We start from the raw sequence: 19,278 nt of genomic DNA, 5'->3' as shown, positions 1-19,278 counted from the left end.
CCCGAAAGCCTGAAAGTATATTAGATGACAGCGGACTCCGTTTGCGATGGCATGACCGGCGCAGGCATTGTCACACCACCATCTGCGCCCTGCTGGGCCAACGCAGCCACAAACATGCGCGACAGGGTCAGCGGCAACGCCTCATAACGTGGTGCAGCACAGGCGTCAGACGCGCCTCCCTTGGCAGGACAATAAAACAACGCGCCGATATTGCCGAACACAACCTGCTCCGTATCGAAATGCAGGGTTACGACCTCGACAGGAATATCGGCACAAAGACGATCAATCCCCTTGTAGCCCTCAAGCGCCCGCGCTGGGATCAGGGTGAAAGGATCTCCAAATGTCGCCTCGCTGGAATCGCTCTCCATCATCACCGGTTGATCCGGCAGCAAAATAAGCCCCGTGCGGTTCCCCAAAGCCCCCTCCGGCACATCAAGCGGCCAGAATTCTTCAGGCGTCAAATGCGGCTCTTGATATGTCCACCGCCGAGACACCTTGCGCACAGTTTGCAAGCCGTCATCAAAAGTCAGAACCTTGTCTCCGGCCTCCAATGCCTCCACATCGCGCCAACCAATTTCGGTCGCAACCTTTGTGCCTGCAATAAGGCCGGAGGTGAGCACCCTATGGCCGTCAGAGAGCGCCCCGTCCCAAGCGCCCGAGCGCTCATTGGCGTCACAGGCCGGCTCTTTGCGAAACATATCGCGTAACTTAATCATCGCAGCATTCCTATTCTGATAGGCACAAATTCGGAGAGCAGTCCGAGGTCTTCGTTCAATACAAATAATAAGAAGGTAAAAGATGGGTTTACAATTCGACGCGATTGGGTCTCAAATAAGGCACTGGCCGCAAATGATGACAAATCGTTGAAATTTGACCCGATTGTCCACACCAAAGGGACAAAGCCCCTCTTCCAGAGACTTCGAACCGCCGTTTCTGCGCCTTCCACGCTCTAAACTACACCTGAAATCAGCCACTCAGGCCCTGATTCGCCCTATACGCTTCCCCTGCGCAGTCGAATCACGCGAAACGATAGCCAAACCGCGCGATGTCCTCTGCCGCGCTTCGAGCCACCAACTCCGCATCAGCATCAGAGTAATAGCCGCGAAAATCACGCGCCCGCCGCGATGCATTGAGTGGTGCAATCGGTGACAGGTTGAACCCCAGATGCTCCCAAAGCGGCGCGAGGTCTTCGTCCAGAGCTTCAAGACGCACATATAGGTCTGCGCGCTCCACGCCTGCACCATCCCGCATATAGGCACTGGACGGCATCGACAGGCTTTTCACCGTCTGTGGATTATTCAGAAAGGCCGAGAAGTCCGAAGCTTTGGCCAAATGAACTGCAGGATGATCAAAGCTCTGTTCTCTGAGCCAATGGTAATAGGACACAAACCGGTCCCAAGGGTTGCGCACCAAGGTGAAGATGAAATGATCCGCGAAGGCCTCCCGCGCCACCAGCCCTTCAATGTCACACAGGCGCGCATGTTTCCACAACCGCCCCGCCGCCGTGAGCTTTTTGACCCGCGCGCGCCGCCGGATCGCTTTAGGCGTGTCACCAATAAGAATGTCATCCGCCATCGCACGGGATTCCAGCGCCTGCGTCAGCGCAGTGCCCCCCGTTTTAGGGATATGAACAAAGATATAGCGGCGTCCGGACGAGATGATCATGAAGAAATCGTAAAGCCTTTTGTCTTCTCTTCCCAGAGCGATTGTCGTGCGGCACGTTCCACGATAGATTGCCCCGAACAACAAAGAAAAGAGCAGGCTGCGCATGATCGCGCTCACGGAATTCGAACGGCTCGAAGCCACCGGTCTCTGGCTTCCCGAAGGGGAAAGCCAGCGTCGTTCCGTGATCATCTCTCTGGGCGAGGCCACACTGACGATCAGCGAATCCCGCACGGACGGGCGCGCGCTGACGCATTGGTCCCTGCCCGCCATTGAACGCATCACCGACGAAGGGGAAATCCCCGCCCGCTACCGCCCCGCCTCCGACAGCAGCGAGGAGCTGGAGATCGACGACACGTTGATGATTGACGCCATCACCCGCATCCGGCGCGCCATTGACCGCGCCCGCCCACATCCCGGACGGTTGCGCGGACTGATTTTCGGGTTGGGCGCAGCGGCCGTGTTGGCACTGGGTGTATTCTGGCTCCCCGGTGCGCTGATCCGGCAAGCCGTCTCCATCGTCCCCCCCGCCACACGCGCCGAAATCGGACAGGAGCTTCTGGACCGGATCAAACGGCTGTCGGGTGCCCCCTGTGACACGGTGCATGGCGCACGGGCGCTGAACAAATTGAAGGCCCACCTCATCCCTGGGAGTGACGGACAGATCGTTGTCCTCACCAGCGGCGTGGCGGTGTCCCAACATCTCCCCGGCCAAATCATCCTCTTGAATCGCGCTGTGGTGGAAGATTACGAAGATCCCGATGTGGCCGCAGGCTATGTACTCGCAGAGCTTGTGCGGGCACAGGAGCAAGACCCGCTTGAACGGTTGTTGCGGGAGGCGGGGCTGACCAGTTCGATCCGGCTTTTGACCACAGGCCACATCCCGCCCGAAATGCTTGACGCCCATGCCGAGAGCCTTTTGACAATGGTGCAGCCCCCTGTTCCCGAGGCCCCTCTCATCGCCGCCTTTGCCAAGGCACAGGTCCATAGCGCCCCCTACGCCTATGCACGCGACATCACCGGCGCATCGGTCCTGCCGCTGATCGAGGCAGACGGAGTGCAGATCGAGACCACCCGCCCCGTTCTGTCAGATGGAGATTGGGTCGCGCTTCAGGGCGTGTGTGGCGGATAAGACCGGCCCCCATAAACAAGAATACCCCCGCCGTATGCGGGGGTTTCTTTTTTATTGGTCTGCCTCGTTAACTCAACGCTATTTGCGTGCGAATGCGTCCCCGTAGCCTGCACCTTTGACAGCAGACAAAGCGGACAGCGTTTGCTCGGGCCGGGCAAATGGACCGGCCAGAACAATCTTCAAAGGTTTCCCGCCACGGTGCAGAATTTGCGACGAAACGGGATACCCCATAGCCGAGAGCCGCGAAATCGAGCGCTCGGCATTTTCAGGCACGCCAAAGGTGCCCACCTGAACATAGCGCAAAGCCTGCGCCGTTTGTGTTGGCGCAGAAGGACTCTGCACCGATTGAGGCCGCACTTGACCCGCAAGCGGCGTGCGCAGCGGTGCCTCGGATTTGGTCGAAATCTGGACAGGGTTCGCATCATGAGCCGCATACGCCGTCACGGTGGTGCGCGACTTGACTGAGGTGCCGAACAGCCATTCCCAGAACGTCCGTTTGCGCGGCGCGTAGATGCCGTAAGCGGGCGTGGTCTCGGTCCAGACCTGCGCCATCTGGAGATCGCCGTGCGCACTCACAGGGCCACGATACGGGTTGAGCCGTCCGTCATCCCATGCGCGGCTGTATCCCTCAGGCAAACCGATCCCCACCGGACGCGGCAATGCGGTGGTATCCATGCCCGCCGCCCGTGCGACAGCCACCTGATGCGTGCTCCGGCTGGACAAGCGTCCCTGCGCCTGACGTTTCACATATTCGGACGGATGCACCGCCTGCGGTCCACACCGCACAGCATAGCGCCCGTTCGTGTTCATATATTGCATAGCATTGCCCGAAAGCCCTGCGCATTGCGCCATGGCATCTGCTTGTGTGACCGAAGCCACCCGCACCGTTTCCGGCATCGCAACTGCCGGCATAGCTTCCGGTGCTGGCATAGGGGCGGCGCGTTTGACCGGAACCCGCACGAGTGTCGGCTCTGTTGTGGTCATGCGCCCGCCATCAGCGGTCCGCACGGTCACACCCGCAGGCAGACGTTTCAGGATATATTCCACCGTCTCTGTCGCACAGCGCAACTGGCCATCGGAGACCGAGGCCACACAGCCCTGCTCCCCAACGGTTTTCCCAGCAAGCTGCTCCAAAGGTGGCAAATCCGGCTGTTTCGGCGTGAGCGCGGGTTTGGACGCCACAGATGTCGGCGCAGGTTTCGATACGGCCTCAACCGAAGGCGTCACAGCCGCACCCTGAACCGTGGATCTTTTCTGCGCAGCGGGTGTCGCAACAGGCTTTGTCGCCTCTGCAACGGTCGTGGCCTGAGCCGGAGCGCTCGGCTTCGGATCAGGGATCACCGGCAGGGCATCGTCGATATTGGCGAATGTCGGTTTGAAACCGCAAAGCACCTTGCGATCCCGCGTCACCCGCGGCACCCACTGCACAGCAGCATCTGTGCCCGTGCGCACGAAGACACAGCCGCGGCTGTCAACATATTGCGTCCCGTTAAAGGACACCGGCGGAAATTCCGCCGGATGATCTGCATTATAAAGCGTGCGCGCCGCTGCATCGGACAAGCCGACAGTAGACACGCCCAATGTCGCTATTACGGCTGCGACGGAAATCGTTTTCAAACCCTGCATTATGTGGCCCCACACAAGATGTAGTGTTCAGCCTATCGCAGAACTGATTCGCTGTTAAGAGGCAAATCGCTTATTTTGTGCCAAACATGCGATCCCCCGCATCCCCGAGGCCCGGAATGATGTAGCCTTGCGCATTCAGACTCTCATCGACGGATGCGGTGACGATCGGAACATCCGGATGCGCCTCCTTCATGCGCTTGATCCCTTCGGGCGCGGCCAGCAGGCAAAGAAAGCGAATGTTGGTCGCTCCAGCCTCTTTCAGCTTGTCGATGGCCGCAACCGAGGAATTGCCCGTGGCCAGCATCGGGTCAACTGCGATCACAAGGCGATCTCCAAGGTCTTCGGGCACTTTGAAATAATATTCCACCGGCTGAAGCGTTTCCTCGTCGCGATACAACCCGACAAACCCCACACGCGCCGAAGGCACCAGTTCGAGAATGCCGTCCAGAAACCCGTTGCCCGCACGTAGAATGGAGATCAGCGCCATTTTCTTCCCGTCCAGCGTCGGGGCCTGCATGGTTTGCATCGGGGTTTCGATGGTCTTTTCGGTCATATCCAGTTCGCGCGTGACCTCATAGGCCAGAAGCAGAGAGATTTCGCGTAGCAACTGACGGAATCCTGCGGTCGAGGTCTCTTTGTCGCGCATGATCGTCAGCTTGTGTTGAACAAGCGGGTGGGTCACAACGGTCAGGTGGTCAAGCATCAGGTGTCTCCAGTTTCTTTGCGACCGCCTCGCGCGTCGCGTTATCGCAAAATGCCGCGTCCAGCGCGGTTGTGTTCAATGCCACAAAATCCGCATCTTCCCAACCAAAAGTCTCGGCAAGATTGTCGAATTCAGAGCGCATGGTGGAATGGAAGAAAGGCGGGTCGTCTGTGGACACGGTGACTTTCACACCGCGTTCGCGCAGCTTGGCAATCGGATGGTCCGACCACTTGGCATAGACGCCCAGCGCCACGTTGGAGCCGGGGCAGACCTCCAGAACAACACCGGCCTCGGCAAGTTCGTCGATCAGCCCAAGGTCTTCGATAGCACGCACGCCGTGACCGATGCGCTCGACTTTCAGGTCACGAATGGCGTCGCGCACACTCTCCGGCCCGCCCCATTCGCCCGCATGCGTGGTGAGCTGAAGCCCCGCCTCGCGTGCCATATCGAACGCATATTTGAAATCGCCCTGTTTCCCCATAGCCTCGTCGCCGCCCATGCCGAACCCCGTGACAAAATCGCCCACGGTTTCTTGCGCACATTGGGCGGTTTTCTTCGCCTGATCCGGCCCGAAATGGCGCACACAGGTCGGGATCGCACGCATCACGATACCGGCCTCGCACTCCATCTCGTCGGCGGCCTGCTTGATCGCGGCGAGGTAATCCGCCCACGCTGCCACATCACCGCCACCACAGAAATCGGGGGCAAGAAAGCTCTCGGTATAGACCACATTGGAGGCCACGCTTTCTTCGAGAACCGCGCGGGTCAGGCGATAGTAATCCTGCGGCGTCTTCAGAACCGAGGTCGCCGCCTCATAGACCCTCAGGAAATCCCAGAAGTCCTTATACTTATATGCCCCCCTCTCGTCGAAAATGCCCGAAAGATCGGCTTTTTTCTCGGCCGCCAAGCCGCGAATGAACGCAGGCGGCGCGGCCCCCTCAAGATGCATGTGCAACTCGATTTTGGGCAGGTCAGTAATACTCACAGAAAACTCCTTCCCGGACCTTCGGCTTCAATTCCCAGATGGTCGGCCAGAGACGCCGCCACATCGGAAAACGCCACAGGACCGATCGCTTTGAGACCAAGACCATAGCCCAGAACAGGCACCTGCTCGCGGGTATGGTCTGTGCCGGTCCATGTCGGATCATTGCCATGGTCGGCGGCGAAAATCAGCAGATCACCCTCCCGTGCCCGCTCGAACAGGCGCGGCATCTGGGCATCGAACCATTCAAGATGACGGGCATATCCGGAGACATCGCGGCGGTGACCATAGAGGCTATCGAACTCGACGAAATTGGCAAAGGTGAAAGACCCGTCCGGCGCTTCCTCCATCACATCGCACAGATGATCGAAAAGCACCCTGTCCGTGCCCTTGCGCACCTCATCCAAGCCCTGCATGGAGAAAATATCGCCGATCTTGCCCACCGCATAGGTCGCACGTCTTGCCGCTTTCGCCCAGTCGCAGATCGTCGGGCTTGGCGGCGCAATCGCATAGTCATGACGGTTGCCCGTGCGTGTGAACCCCTCCTCCGGCGACCCGACGAAAGGCCGCGCGATCACACGACCGATTTTCATCGCGTGCAATGTGGGCGCGAGGTCTGCGCAAAGCTTCAGCAACCGCTCCAACCCGAAATGCTCTTCATGCGCGGCGATCTGGAACACGCTGTCCGCAGAGGTATAGCAAATCGGCCAGCCGGTCTCGATATGCTGTGCCCCGAACGTCTTGATGACCTCCGTGCCGGAAGCATGACAATTCGCCAAGGTGCCCCCTGCCCCGCACAATGCTGCGGTCTGTTCCATCAAGTCCTGCGGGAAAGCTGGGTGTTCATCGGGGAAATAATGCCAGTCCCACGGCACAGGCACACCAGCCAGTTCCCAATGCCCTGACGGCGTATCCTTGCCGCGTGAAATCTCGGCGGCGACCCCGTAGAGTCCTTCCGGCATGGCTTCCAGCCCTGGCGCCGGATCTGAGGTCGCATGCGCCATCGCCGCCCCCAGCCCCAGCGCATCCAGATTGGGCAAATGCAAAGGACCGCTGCGCCCGTCTTCGGCGCGACCTTCGGCACAGGCCTGCGCAATATGGGCAATCGTGTTGGCCCCCGTGTCAGGGCGGTCCCCGTTGAAAAACCTGTCCGCGTCCGGCGCACCGCCAAGTCCCACGGAATCCATCACAATCAAAAATGCCCTGCTCATACCGTTACCTTTTCGTAAATCAATGGCGGCTCGTCGGGGGCGGTCTCGTCCAACCGGATTGCCGCACGGATTGCGGCCTCGGCCTGATCGGCATCCTCCGCAGTTTTGGCGTGAATGGTTGCCACCAGACTGTCCGCATCGAGATATTCCCCGATCATACAGCAATTGGAAAGCCCGACAGCCGGATCGATCTTTTCACCGCCTTTCAGACGCCCGCCTCCCAAATGCACCACTGCCATACCAAGCGCATGGCCGTCCATACCGCAGACATAGCCCGACTGCCCCGCCATCACGTCGCGCACCACAGGGGCAGAGGGCAAACGATCCCGCCAGTGATCGACGAAATCTGCTGGCCCGCCCAACTCGGAAATCATCTGGCCAAAGCGTTCCGCCGCCGAACCATCCGTCAATGTGTCACGCACCGCCCATGTGGCGCGCTCCACATCCTCGGCCAGCCCCGCCAGCACCAGAAGTTCGCCACCCAAAGCGCAGGTCACATCGCAGAGGATATTGTCCACCTCCCCCGTGGTCAGCGCCTCCATCACCGCCATGATCTCAAGCGCATTGCCCAAAGACGGGCACAGGGGCTGGTTCATATCGGTGATAAGGGCCGAGGTCTTGCAGCCCGCCCCGTTTGCCGTGGTCACAAGCGATTGCGCCAAAGCGCGCGCATCCTCCACCGTGGTCATGAACGCACCGGAGCCGCATTTGACATCCAGCACCAGCGCCTCAAGCCCCGCCGCCAGTTTCTTCGACAGGATCGAGGCTGTAATGAGATCAATACTCTCGACCGTGCCCGTGACATCGCGGATCGCATAGAGCCGCTTGTCCGCAGGCGCGATAGAGCCGGAGGCCGAGACGATTGCACAACCGACGCGCTCGACAATCTCGCGGAACCGCGCGTCACTGACTTCGGTTTTCAGCCCCGGAATGGATTCCAGCTTGTCCAGCGTCCCGCCTGTGTGGCCAAGCCCGCGCCCCGAAACCATCGGCACACAAGCCCCCATCGCCGCCAGCGCAGGCGCCAGCAGTAGCGACACGCAATCGCCAACGCCGCCGGTGGAGTGTTTGTCGATGGCGGGCGCAGGCAAATCCCAGCGCATGACATCGCCACTGTCGCGCATCGCCAAGGTCAACGCCACACGGTCCGGGTCCGACATGCCGTTAAAAAGCGCCGCCATCGCGAAGGCTCCGGCCTGTGCATCGGTCACCGCTCCGGAGGCCAACCCTTGCGCAAAGGCGTTCAGCTCCGCCGACTCAAGCGGGCGCTTGTCCCGCAGTTTTTCGATGATCTGGCGCGCGTCCATGCTCAGTCCATATGATCAGTTGTGAAAGCACCGGGCAGAAGTTCCCCCACGGTCATGGTCAGCACCTTGCCCGTGCGCGACATCATCGACACTTTGACATCCGCCTCCGCAAATTCGCGGATTTTCTGGCGGCACCCTCCACAGGGCGGCACAGGCTCGTCACTGTCTCCGATCACAGCCACCTCGGCAATCTTGGTCTCCCCGCCCAAAACCATCGCCGCGATGGCCCCCGCTTCGGCACAGGTGCCCTCGGGATAGGCGGCATTCTCGACATTCACCCCCGTATACACGGCCCCCGACGTCGTGCGGATCGCAGCACCGACACGAAATTTCGAATAGGGCGCATAGGCCTGCGGCTGCGCCTTGGCGGCTTCATCCAGAAGAGACATGATCACCTCGTTTTTGACGGTTTGGTCAAGATTGCGTCGGGCGTTCTCCGGATGCAAGCACGATGCGCCCCTCACAAAGACAATCGCCGCGCAAAACAGCATTTCGTCAAATCACAGGCAAAGATTTGCCCGAATATCATCTTTCTGTGTTGTTTTGCCTCTATTGCCCTCTTGCGTCAGCCCCCTCGGGAAGCGTAGAGCCTTTGGCAAACCGGAGCGTGACGTGGGGTCTTCAATTTAGTTCAACACTAAACTACCCTACCGGACCTCGCCCGACGACCGCAACAGACAGGATAGAGCCCAATGCCGACGGAAAGCCGTACCACCAACCTGAAGCAGGCCGCACTCGATTACCACGAGTTCCCGAAACCCGGAAAACTGGAAATCCGCGCCACGAAACCCATGGCCAACGGCCGCGACCTTGCGCGCGCGTATAGCCCCGGCGTTGCAGAGGCCTGCCTTGAAATCCAGAAGGACCCAGCCACAGCGACCCGCTTCACTTCGCGGGGCAATCTTGTTGCGGTTGTGACCAACGGCACGGCGGTTCTGGGGCTGGGCAACATCGGTGCTGCGGCGTCCAAACCGGTGATGGAGGGCAAAGCGGTGCTCTTCAAGAAATTCGCCAATATCGACTGTTTCGACATTGAAGTGAATGAAAGCGATCCGGAAAAACTGGCCGAGATCGTCTGTGCGCTTGAGCCGACCTTCGGTGCGATCAACCTTGAGGACATCAAGGCGCCGGATTGTTTTATCGTTGAACAACTCTGTCGTGAAAAGATGAACATTCCGGTGTTCCACGACGACCAGCACGGCACTGCCATCGTCGTCGGGGCGGCTGCCACGAACGCACTGCGGGTCTGCGGCAAGAAGTTCGAAGACATCAAAGTCGTCTCGACAGGCGGCGGCGCGGCGGGGATTGCCTGCCTCAACATGCTTTTGAAACTGGGCCTGAAGCGCGAAAACGTCTGGCTCTGCGACATCGCCGGTCTCGTCTATGAGGGCCGCGAAGAAGAAATGACGCCGCAAAAGGCGGCTTTCGCGCAGAAAAGCGACCTGCGCACGCTTGATGATGTGATCGAAGGGGCAGATATGTTCCTTGGCCTCTCCGGTCCGGGGGTACTCAAGCCCGAAATGATCAAGAAGATGACCAAGCAGCCGATCATCTTCGCGCTGGCCAACCCGACGCCGGAGATCATGCCGGACGAGGTGAAAAAAGTGGCCCCCGATGCGATCATCGCCACGGGCCGCTCGGATTACCCGAACCAGGTCAACAACGTGCTCTGCTTCCCCTTCATCTTCCGCGGTGCGCTGGATGTGGGCGCGACCGAGATCAACGACGCGATGCAGCTTGGCTGTATCGAAGGGATTGCGGAACTGGCCCGCGCCACCACCAGCGCCGAGGCTGCGGCGGCCTATCAGGACGAGCGGCTGGACTTCGGCCCGAACTACCTGATCCCGAAACCCTTTGATCCACGTCTCATGGGCGTCGTCGCCTCCGCCGTTGCGAAAGCCGCGATGGAAAGCGGGGTGGCAACCAAGCCTGTGCCGGATATGAAAGCCTATAAAGAGGCGCTCGACGGTTCGGTGTTCAAATCCGCCCTGATCATGCGTCCGGTTTTTGCCGCCGCCAGCCATGCCGAACGCCGCATCGCCTTTTCCGAGGGCGAAGACGAGCGCGTGCTGCGGGCGGCTCAGGGCATGATCGAGGAAACAACGGACAAGCCGATCCTGATCGGTCGCCCCGAGGTGATCGCCATGCGGGCCGAACGTGCGGGCGTGAAAATCCGCCCCGGCATTGATTTCGAAGTGGTGAATCCGGAAAGCGACAGCCGCTACAAACAATATTGGCAGGCCTATTACGAGTTGATGGCACGCAAGGGCGTTACGCCGGATCTCGCCAAGGCGATCCTGCGCACCAACACCACGGCCATTGGCGCCATCATGGTGCAACAGGATCACGCCGACAGCATGATCTGCGGCACCTTCGGGCAATACCTGTGGCACCTGAACTATGTGACGCAAATTCTGGGCACCAAGGAACGTCAACCGGTGGGCGCGCTCTCCTTGATGATTCAGGAAGACGGCCCCCTGTTCATCGCAGATACCCATGTGCATACGGAGCCGACACCCGCCCAGATCGCGGAAACCGTCATCGCCACAGCGCGCCATGTGCGCCGTTTCGGGATCGAACCGAATATCGCCCTATGCTCGCATTCGGAATTCGGAAACCTCAACTGCATGACCGGACGGAATATGCGCGAGGCTCTGGAAATCCTCGATTCCGAGCCGCGCGACTTTGCCTATGAAGGCGAAATGCATATCGACAGCGCCCTGACCCCCGATCTGCGCCAGCGCAACTTCCCGCATTCGCGTCTGGAAGGTCCGGCCAATGCGCTTGTCTTTGCGATTGCCGATGCCTCTTCCGGTGTGCGGAATATTCTCAAGACCAAAGGTGGCGGTCTGGAAGTCGGGCCGATCCTGATGGGCATGGCGAACAAGGCGCATATCGTCACGCCGTCGATCACGTCGCGCGGGCTCCTGAACATGTCCGCTATCGCGGGCACGCCCGTAGCGCATTACGGCTGACACTTCTCCGCGAGGGCGTCTCCAAGCCCCTCACGGCGATCACCAAAACCTCAAACGCCTCTGCAAGATTTGCAGGGGCGTTTTTGTTTGCAACATCCATGATAATTTCGAGAGTTTGCAAACTACATTTCTTGAGTTGTTTGCGAATTTTATATAAACATTTCCCCCGCGCTCTGGTAACAAGATTGCCGGAGCGGGCCATTTTAGCATCGGGCCCACGTGACTGGCCCTAGTGACATTCCACAGTGGCATAGCTGCCTTGCAGAGAATCACTACCGCCGCCGGCCACGCCATATGAGCGAGGAGGACACTGAGAGTGGCATACAAAGACATTTATGAGGCTTGGAAATCGGACCCGGAGAAATTCTGGATGGAGGCTGCAGAGGAGGTTCATTGGTATAAGAAACCTTCCAAAGCCCTGTTTGATGACAATGCTCCGATCTACGAATGGTTCTCGGACGGGTTGACCAACACCTGCTACAACGCAGTGGACCGTCACGTTGAGGCCGGTCGTGGCGATGAACTGGCGATCATGCATGAAAGCCCGATCACCCATTCGACCAAAGGCATCACCTATAAGGATTTGCAAACCCGCGTGGCCACGCTGGCCGGCGCTCTCCAGATGCGCGGCGTCGGCAAAGGGGACCGTGTCATCATTTACATGCCGATGATCCCCGAAGCCCTCGAAGCCATGTTGGCCTGTGCCCGCATCGGGGCCGTGCACTCCGTGGTCTTCGGCGGCTTTGCGGCCCATGAGTTGGCTGTCCGGATTGACGACTGCACCCCCAAAGCGATCATCGCCGCCTCCTGCGGGTTGGAGCCGAACCGCGTGGTGCATTACAAGCCGCTGCTGGACGAAGCCATCGAAGAGGCGGAACACAAGCCCGATTTCTGCGTAATTTTCCAGCGCGAGCAAGAGGTTGCCAAACTCACCGAAGGGCGCGACTTCAACTGGCACGGGTTCCAGTATGGCGTGAAGCCGGTGGACTGTGTGCCGGTGGAGGGCAACCACCCCGCCTATATTCTCTACACCTCCGGCACGACCGGTGCGCCGAAAGGCGTTGTGCGCTCCACGGGTGGTCATCTGGTGGCGCTCAACTGGACGATGAAGAACATCTACAACATCGAGGCGGGCGACACATTCTGGGCCGCGTCGGATGTGGGTTGGGTCGTCGGACACAGCTACATTTGCTACGCACCGCTCATCAAAGGGGCGCAAACCATTGTGTTTGAAGGCAAACCCATCGGCACCCCGCATCCGGGCGTGTTCTGGCGGATCATCCAGAACCACCGCGTCAAATCCTTCTTCACAGCCCCCACGGCGCTGCGTGCGATCAAACGCGAGGACCCGAACGGCGACTGGATCAAACGCTACAAGCTGCACGAGCTTCAGGCGATTTTCCTCGCAGGCGAACGCGCCGACCCCGACACGATCAAATGGACGCAGGAGAAATTCGGCGTGCCGGTGATCGACCACTGGTGGCAGACGGAAACCGGCTGGGCCATTGCCGCAAACCCGTTCGGGATTGAGGAACTTCCCGTCAAGATCGGTTCGCCCTCTGTGGCAATGCCGGGCTATGACATCGACATTCTCGACGAGGCGGGCCATCCGGTCGAACCGGGCGAGCTGGGCTCCATCGCGATCAAACTGCCGCTGCCTCCGGGCACGCTGCAAACCCTTTGGAAGGCCGAGGATCGCTACAAGAAGAGCTACCTGACCACCTTCCCCGGCTACTATGAAACCGGCGATGCGGGGATCAAGGACGAAGACGGCTATCTCTACATCATGGCGCGCACCGATGATGTGATCAACGTGGCCGGTCACCGCCTGTCCACCGGCGCGATGGAGGAGGTTCTCTCCAACCACCCCGACGTGGCCGAATGTGCCGTGATCGGCGTCAGCGACGAGTTGAAAGGCCAGATGCCGCTCGGCTTCCTGTGCCTGAATGCAGGGTGCAGCAAGGATCCCGCGACCATCGTCAAAGAGGTCGTGCGCGATGTGCGCAACGAGATCGGACCGGTTGCAGCCTTCAAACTGGCCTGCGTCGTGGACCGCCTACCCAAGACCCGTTCGGGCAAGGTGCTGCGCGGAACGATGGTGAAAATCGCCGATGGTCAACCGTTCAAAATGCCCGCGACCATTGATGATCCGGCCATTCTGGACGAGATCAGAACCGCGCTTCAGGAGCTTGGCTACGCGAAAGAATAAATTTTAAGCAAAAAATATCTGTTCTCCGGCGCAAGGTTAGTTAATGTTTCAATAGCTATCCCGCCGGGGAACCGCCAACACGCGGCCTTTGACCGCTATTATTTGCGCCCGTGCGAGAAGGAAACATTTTACGCGTTGAGCGCCATTTCGGGCGCAAGGGGATATTTTGAAACATCGTGATGGACAGCGCCAAACGCTTCAGGTGGAAGATGCGGGCCGCGTTTCTCTGTTATCCCATGACATACGCGCGACCTATGCCGAGTTGCAAAGCGCGCTCAGAACCCTCGCACAATCCCCTGACAGCGCTGCGGATTTGCAAGGCGAGCTTTCCCGCCTCGCCCATACCAGCGCCCATCTCGGACGTCTTCTCGAAGAAGTCTCCGAATCGCTCTTTCCCAATTATCAACACCGGCATCTGCCCAGCATCACCAGCGCACCGCGCCAGATCGTGATCGGAATAGTCGCGCGTTGGCAGCGAATCACCGCCAAACTCGGTATGGAACTCACCCTGACCGGCACAGAGCAACTGCCGGAAGTTGCCGATCTCGATATGCTCGCGCTGGAACAGGTGCTGTCCAATCTTGTGTCCAACGCGCTGCATCACGCAGGCTCCGGACCGATTTCCATCGAGATTTCCCGCTCGGGACAAGGTCCGCAGGCGGAGCTTCTGTTTTACGTCCGCGACTCCGGTTCCGGCTATCCCCCCATTGTGCTGAACAGACCACACACCGACCCCACGCCGGTTGGCGCGGGCGAGCCCGGATCGGGGTTTGGTCTGCATGTGGCCTTCGATGCCACGCGCCGCCTCAATGGCAGGTTGACCCTGCGCAATCCGCCCGAGGGTGGCGCGGAGGCCTGTCTCGCCCTGCCCTTCCCGACAGTGGAACAGACAGGTTTCGACGCGCAACAGCATAACAGCCAACTGCCGGTAGGTCTCACTGCACTTCTTGTCGAAGACAGTCCGGCCCTGCGCATGGCGTTCCGTCATGATCTTGAAGCACTAGGACTAAAGGTGACCGAGGCCCATGATGGTGTTGATGCGCTTGAACGCCTGATGTCTGCACAACCACAGTTCGATCTGGTCTTCCTCGACATCGAGCTGCCCCTGCTCTCCGGCGTTCAGGTTCTGTCCAAACTGCGTGCGCAAGGCCGCGAGTTCCCCCCGACCATCGCCATCACCTCACATGTGTTCCAATCCAACCGGCAGTCCATCCTGTCCTATGGGGCCAAGGCCATTCTCAGCAAACCTGTCAATGCGCAACGCGATATTCTCGACGCCATTGCCATCGCCCTAGGCATTGCACAACCATCGCAACCCCAGTCCGTCGCCGCGCAAGAGGATGCAGCAACCCCTCACCCTGCAAACGCATTGGAACGGTCCCTGCACAAGCTGATCGGGCATTTGCCGCCCTCCAAGGGAAAGATGATCCTCGCGCAGCTTTCCGAAGATCTTGATCATTTTCTGGATGCAGCCACGTCTGCCACCAAAACCGCCCCGCCTCTTGAGCGCCACGCCATCCTTGCGCGGACCACACATTCTCTTTCCTCGCTATTTGCCACGGCTTACATGAAAGAGGCGCAGCATCTCTCCCGCGTTCTTTCGGAACAATCGCAGCACATGACACAGTCGGAAATCATTGAAACGCTGAAACAACTGCGGCAATATACCTCGGATATTCAAGCGACAATTCATTCCATCCTGTCATCCTAAAGGACGCAAATGTCCCCGCCGCCGATCCTCATCGTTGACGATGTCACGACCCACCTGACCATCTTCTCGGCCACACTGGAAGCCGAGGGACATGACGTCATCACCGCTCGAAGCTGCCAAGAGGCTTTGGAACTGGCGCAGCGCCATACACCGGACATTGCGTTGGTTGACCTGATGTTGCCCGACGGGGATGGTGTGGCCCTGATCGCCAAACTGATGTCATGCGTCCCGACGCTCAAACCCATCGCGGTGACCGCTTTTGCCTCCGTGGATCGCGCGGTGAGTGCCATGCGCAATGGGGCGGTCGATTTTCTCGTCAAACCGCTTGCCCCCGACCAACTGGTCTCGGTGGTCAACAACGCGCTGGCCGGTCGAAGCATCGGACAATTGTCAGAGGAATCGATAGCACGCAGCAGTGGAATCGCGGGAGAGGCCGGTTCCTCGCAACCGATGAAGGAGGTGTGCGAGACCATTCGGGCGGTCGCGGGATCTGCGGCGCCTGTGTTCATCACCGGAGAAAGCGGCACAGGCAAGGTCACCGCCGCCGCCACCCTTCACGCGCAATCGGGCATCCTGACGGGGCAGTTCGTGAAAATCGATTGCTCCACCACCGACCCCGAGCGGATCGAGGCGGAGCTTCTGGGCCATGCGGCGACGGCGGACCATGCCGAGAAAACCGGTGCTGTGGAACGTGCCAAGGATGGCACGCTTTTGCTGGATGAAGTCTGCGCGCTGTCCCCGATCATGCAGGCCCGCCTGCTCAACATATTGCAATCCGGTCGCGTCACCCCGCTCGGTGGCGGTGCGCCCTATCTCATGTCCTGTCGCTTTGTCTGCACCTCGACCCCCGATCCGGCTGCCGAAGTGGCCGCAGGGCGGTTCCGCGCCGATTTGTTCTACCGCCTGAATGTGGTACCGGTTCACCTGCCGCCGCTGCGCGAACGTGGCACGGATGCGATCGAGATCGCGGAAACGGAGCTGGACCGCCTCTGTGCGCAAGAGGGACGCCCTTTCCGCACGCTATCCAATGGCGTCAAATCGGTATTCCTTGAGCACACATGGCCGGGGAATATCCGCGAGTTGATAAACGTGATCTGGAATGCCGCCCTTCTCAATGACGGGCCGGTGATCGAGATTTCCGACCTGCCGCCTTATTTGCGCGGCATCCGTCCCAGCCCCGATGGGCAGACCGGTCTAAACAACCCTCGCTTCCCCGGACGCACGGACCCGTTCGAGGGGCGCACCCTCGCACAGATCGAGCAACAGGCCATAGAGGCAGCGATACAGGCGGCAAACGGGTCTGTCCCTGCCGCTGCGCGGGCGTTGGATGTTTCGCCTTCGACGCTCTACCGAAAACTGGAAAACTGGGGCAAACCCGTGCGCGGCGCACGCAAAGGCTGATCGTCACACGAACTGTTCGCGCAGCAACCGCTCTTCCAGCCCGTGCCCCGGATCGAAGAGGATACGGTGCTTCACCTTGGGTTCGGAGGCGATTTCGACCCAAAGCACATTGCCAGCATGGCGGCTGTCGGCATCGGCCATGACCGGACGTTTTTCCGGCTCCAGCACATCAAAGCGCACCTTCGCGGTGCTGGGCAACAAGGCCCCGCGCCACCGCCGTGGCCTAAACGCCGCCATAGCCGTGAGCGCCAGCACGTCAGAGCCAATCGGCAGGATCGGGCCGCGCGCGGAATAATTATAGGCCGTGGACCCCGCCGGCGTGGAGACCAGAACCCCGTCGCACACCAATTCGTCCATACGGGTTCTGCCATCAATAGAGACGCGCAGCTTGGCAGCCTGCGGCCCAGCGCGCAGTAAGGAGACCTCGTTGATCGCAAGCGCCTTGCGGATTTCACCCCCTTCGCACTCGGCTCTCATGGAGAGCGGGTTGATCACCTCTTCCTCGGCGGCGCGCAGACGCTCGATCAGATCATCCTCGCGGAACTCGTTCATTAGAAACCCGATGGTGCCGCAATTCATGCCATAGACGGGCGTGTCGAGATGCATCGTGCCGTGCAAGGTCTGCAACATGAACCCGTCGCCGCCAAGCGCCACGATCACCTCGGCATCTTCCATCGGCACAGCTTTGTAGCGGGCCGTCAGCCGTTCATAGGCCCGTTGCGCAATCTGGGCCTCACTGGCGGCAAAGGCGATCTTGACCATCTGGGGCCCTCTTTGAACTCTGTCTCTGCGATCCTCAGTAACAAAGCCGCACAGGAATTTCACCCGAAAACCTGCACAGCCCTGCGCATACCCTTTTGCTCTTTCGAACCGGCCCGCCTTCACGGCATTTTGCCCCGAAGACGCTCCAAAGGAGGCGGATCGGAAACATACGTATTCCATCCGCACGCACTCGCTACAAGATTCATGATCATTATGTTCGCGCAAAGGGTTTTCCAAATGTCACATTATGGCTAATACAGCCGCGACACTCCCACGCTGCCAAGGAGCAAAGCATGACGGCCAATGTCCGCGATTCCGGTTTCTTCACCGAGGCACTCGCCTCCCGCGACCCAGATCTGTTCGACAGCATCACGAAAGAGCTTGGCCGTCAGCGCCATGAAATCGAGTTGATCGCTTCCGAAAACATCGTTTCCGCTGCCGTAATGGAAGCGCAAGGGTCCGTTCTGACCAACAAATACGCCGAAGGCTATCCGGGCCGCCGCTACTATGGCGGCTGCGAGTTTGTCGACATCACCGAGAACCTCGCCCGTGATCGCGCCAAAGAGCTTTTCGATTGCAAATATGTCAACGTGCAGCCGAACTCCGGCTCTCAGGCGAACCAAGGTGTGTTCAACGCACTTCTCAAGCCGGGTGACACCATTCTGGGGATGAACCTTGCCTCCGGCGGTCACCTGACCCACGGTGCGTCAGTCAACCAGTCCGGCAAATGGTTCAACGCCGTGCAATACGGTGTGCGTCAGCAAGACCAGCGCCTTGACTACGATCAGGTCCGCGAACTGGCTCTGGAGCACAAGCCCAAGCTGATCGTCGCCGGTGGTTCCGCCATCCCGCGCCAAATCGATTTTGCGAAATTCCGCGAGATTGCCGACGAGGTCGGGGCTCTCCTGATGGTCGACATGGCCCACTTCGCCGGTCTCGTGGCAGGTGGCGAGCACCCCTCGCCCTTCCCCTATGCCGATGTGGCCACCACCACCACGCACAAGACCCTTCGCGGTCCGCGTGGCGGCATGATCCTCACCAACGATGTGGAGATCGCCAAGAAAGTAAACTCCGCCATCTTCCCCGGCATTCAGGGCGGCCCTTTGATGCATGTCATCGCCGCAAAGGCCGTGGCCTTCGGTGAGGCACTGCGCCCCGAATTCAAGACCTACGCCAAACAGGTCATCGCGAATGCGCAGGCCCTCTCGGACCAGTTGATGAAAGGTGGCCTCGACATCGTCACCGGCGGCACCGATACGCATGTGCTGCTCGTCGATCTGCGCCCCAAAGGTGTGAAAGGCAACGCGACGGAGAAAGCTCTGGAACGCGCCCATATCACCTGCAACAAGAACGGCATCCCCTTTGACCCCGAGCCGCCGATGGTCACCTCCGGCGTGCGTCTCGGTACCCCTGCGGGCACCACACGCGGCTTTGGCGAGGCTGAATTCCGCCAGATTGCGGACTGGATTGTCGAAGTAGTCGATGGTCTCGCCCAGAACGGCGAAGAGGGCAACGCAGAGGTCGAGGCCAAGGTAAAAGCCGAAGTCGAAGCCCTGTGCGAGAAATTCCCGCTCTATCCGAACTTGTAAGTTTCGCA

At 59.7% G+C, this 19,278-nt stretch carries 15 protein-coding genes; 6 read left to right on the top strand and 9 right to left on the bottom strand.

Translation table 11 applies throughout. The annotated features are described in order from the left end of the window. Positions 1-20: 20 nt before the first annotated feature. Together KO492_RS05885 and KO492_RS05880 are read right to left on the bottom strand one after the other, a co-directional pair. Complete coding sequence (locus KO492_RS05885) at positions 21-716, bottom strand: Hint domain-containing protein (protein ID WP_216044096.1); 696 nt, start codon at positions 714-716, stop codon at positions 21-23. 301 nt (positions 717-1,017) lie between these two features. After that, on the bottom strand, positions 1,018-1,665 hold the full coding sequence (locus tag KO492_RS05880) for a sulfotransferase family 2 domain-containing protein (protein ID WP_216044095.1): 648 nt from the start codon (positions 1,663-1,665) through the stop codon (positions 1,018-1,020). Positions 1,666-1,768: 103 nt separating this feature from the next. On the opposite strand from KO492_RS05880, the gene KO492_RS05875 reads away from it, so the two are divergent. Continuing rightward, positions 1,769-2,794, top strand: coding sequence for a hypothetical protein (locus KO492_RS05875; protein WP_216044094.1), 1,026 nt, complete (start codon positions 1,769-1,771; stop codon positions 2,792-2,794). A 78-nt stretch (positions 2,795-2,872) separates the two neighbouring features. Here the strand turns inward: KO492_RS05875 and KO492_RS05870 are convergent, their stop codons facing one another. The 6 genes from KO492_RS05870 to KO492_RS05845 form a co-directional block, all read right to left on the bottom strand. After that, positions 2,873-4,420: an SPOR domain-containing protein gene (locus KO492_RS05870; protein WP_216044093.1), complete on the bottom strand. Its 1,548-nt coding sequence runs from the start codon at positions 4,418-4,420 to the stop codon at positions 2,873-2,875. A gap of 70 nt (positions 4,421-4,490) precedes the next feature. After that, the gene (gene upp, locus KO492_RS05865; protein ID WP_066603265.1) at positions 4,491-5,123 is read right to left on the bottom strand and encodes a uracil phosphoribosyltransferase; all 633 of its coding nucleotides are present in this window, start codon (positions 5,121-5,123) and stop codon (positions 4,491-4,493) included. Beyond that, entirely contained in the window at positions 5,116-6,108 is a 993-nt protein-coding gene (locus KO492_RS05860) for an adenosine deaminase (protein WP_216044092.1), read from the bottom strand. The genes upp and KO492_RS05860 overlap by 8 nt, the downstream gene beginning before the upstream one ends. Then, positions 6,105-7,316, bottom strand: a complete 1,212-nt coding sequence (locus tag KO492_RS05855) for a phosphopentomutase (protein WP_216044091.1) — start codon at positions 7,314-7,316, stop codon at positions 6,105-6,107. Before KO492_RS05855 ends, KO492_RS05860 begins: the two co-directional genes overlap by 4 nt. Beyond that, positions 7,313-8,623 carry a thymidine phosphorylase gene (locus KO492_RS05850; RefSeq protein WP_216044090.1) on the bottom strand — a complete coding sequence of 437 codons (1,311 nt, stop codon included), beginning with the start codon at positions 8,621-8,623 and terminating at the stop codon, positions 7,313-7,315. Before KO492_RS05850 ends, KO492_RS05855 begins: the two co-directional genes overlap by 4 nt. Positions 8,624-8,625: 2 nt before the next feature. Further along, on the bottom strand, positions 8,626-9,114 hold the full coding sequence (locus KO492_RS05845) for a cytidine deaminase (protein ID WP_216044089.1): 489 nt from the start codon (positions 9,112-9,114) through the stop codon (positions 8,626-8,628). Between the two features lie 201 nt (positions 9,115-9,315). On the opposite strand from KO492_RS05845, the gene KO492_RS05840 reads away from it, so the two are divergent. The 4 genes from KO492_RS05840 to KO492_RS05825 all read left to right on the top strand — a co-directional run bounded on the left by KO492_RS05840 (position 9,316) and on the right by KO492_RS05825 (position 16,919). Next, complete coding sequence (locus tag KO492_RS05840) at positions 9,316-11,598, top strand: NADP-dependent malic enzyme (protein ID WP_216044088.1); 2,283 nt, start codon at positions 9,316-9,318, stop codon at positions 11,596-11,598. 316 nt (positions 11,599-11,914) lie between these two features. Further along, complete coding sequence (locus KO492_RS05835; RefSeq protein ID WP_216044087.1) at positions 11,915-13,807, top strand: propionyl-CoA synthetase; 1,893 nt, start codon at positions 11,915-11,917, stop codon at positions 13,805-13,807. A 166-nt stretch (positions 13,808-13,973) separates the two neighbouring features. After that, the gene (locus KO492_RS05830) at positions 13,974-15,518 is read left to right on the top strand and encodes a response regulator (RefSeq protein ID WP_216044086.1); all 1,545 of its coding nucleotides are present in this window, start codon (positions 13,974-13,976) and stop codon (positions 15,516-15,518) included. 9 nt (positions 15,519-15,527) lie between these two features. Further along, on the top strand, positions 15,528-16,919 hold the full coding sequence (locus KO492_RS05825; protein WP_216044085.1) for a sigma-54-dependent transcriptional regulator: 1,392 nt from the start codon (positions 15,528-15,530) through the stop codon (positions 16,917-16,919). A 3-nt stretch (positions 16,920-16,922) separates the two neighbouring features. On the opposite strand, the gene KO492_RS05820 is transcribed toward KO492_RS05825, so the two are convergent. Further along, positions 16,923-17,681, bottom strand: coding sequence for an NAD kinase (locus KO492_RS05820; protein WP_216044084.1), 759 nt, complete (start codon positions 17,679-17,681; stop codon positions 16,923-16,925). A gap of 293 nt (positions 17,682-17,974) precedes the next feature. Between KO492_RS05820 and glyA the strand changes: the two genes are divergently transcribed. Next, a complete protein-coding gene (gene glyA / locus KO492_RS05815; protein WP_216044083.1) occupies positions 17,975-19,270 on the top strand; it encodes a serine hydroxymethyltransferase in 1,296 nt (431 codons plus the stop codon). The last annotated feature ends 8 nt before the right edge of the window (positions 19,271-19,278 follow it).

The organism is Celeribacter halophilus, assembly GCF_018860305.1.
Taxonomy (GTDB): Bacteria; Pseudomonadota; Alphaproteobacteria; order Rhodobacterales; family Rhodobacteraceae; genus Celeribacter; species Celeribacter halophilus_A.
The sequence above is the reverse complement of the archived record's forward strand: the minus strand, read 5'-3'. Positions and strand labels throughout refer to the sequence as shown.

Excerpts from the sequence above, each read along its gene's own strand:
- KO492_RS05885 (WP_216044096.1), bottom strand. The coding sequence starts at position 716 with ATGATTAAGTTACGCGATATGTTTCGCAAAGAGCCGGCCTGTGACGCC.
- KO492_RS05825 (WP_216044085.1), top strand. The coding sequence starts at position 15,528 with ATGTCCCCGCCGCCGATCCTCATCGTTGACGATGTCACGACCCACCTG.
- KO492_RS05880 (WP_216044095.1), bottom strand. The coding sequence starts at position 1,665 with ATGATCATCTCGTCCGGACGCCGCTATATCTTTGTTCATATCCCTAAA.
- KO492_RS05850 (WP_216044090.1), bottom strand. The coding sequence starts at position 8,623 with ATGGACGCGCGCCAGATCATCGAAAAACTGCGGGACAAGCGCCCGCTT.
- upp (WP_066603265.1), bottom strand. The coding sequence starts at position 5,123 with ATGCTTGACCACCTGACCGTTGTGACCCACCCGCTTGTTCAACACAAG.
- KO492_RS05855 (WP_216044091.1), bottom strand. The coding sequence starts at position 7,316 with ATGAGCAGGGCATTTTTGATTGTGATGGATTCCGTGGGACTTGGCGGT.
- KO492_RS05875 (WP_216044094.1), top strand. The coding sequence starts at position 1,769 with ATGATCGCGCTCACGGAATTCGAACGGCTCGAAGCCACCGGTCTCTGG.
- glyA (WP_216044083.1), top strand. The coding sequence starts at position 17,975 with ATGACGGCCAATGTCCGCGATTCCGGTTTCTTCACCGAGGCACTCGCC.
- KO492_RS05840 (WP_216044088.1), top strand. The coding sequence starts at position 9,316 with ATGCCGACGGAAAGCCGTACCACCAACCTGAAGCAGGCCGCACTCGAT.
- KO492_RS05820 (WP_216044084.1), bottom strand. The coding sequence starts at position 17,681 with ATGGTCAAGATCGCCTTTGCCGCCAGTGAGGCCCAGATTGCGCAACGG.
- KO492_RS05845 (WP_216044089.1), bottom strand. The coding sequence starts at position 9,114 with ATGCTGTTTTGCGCGGCGATTGTCTTTGTGAGGGGCGCATCGTGCTTG.
- KO492_RS05870 (WP_216044093.1), bottom strand. The coding sequence starts at position 4,420 with ATGCAGGGTTTGAAAACGATTTCCGTCGCAGCCGTAATAGCGACATTG.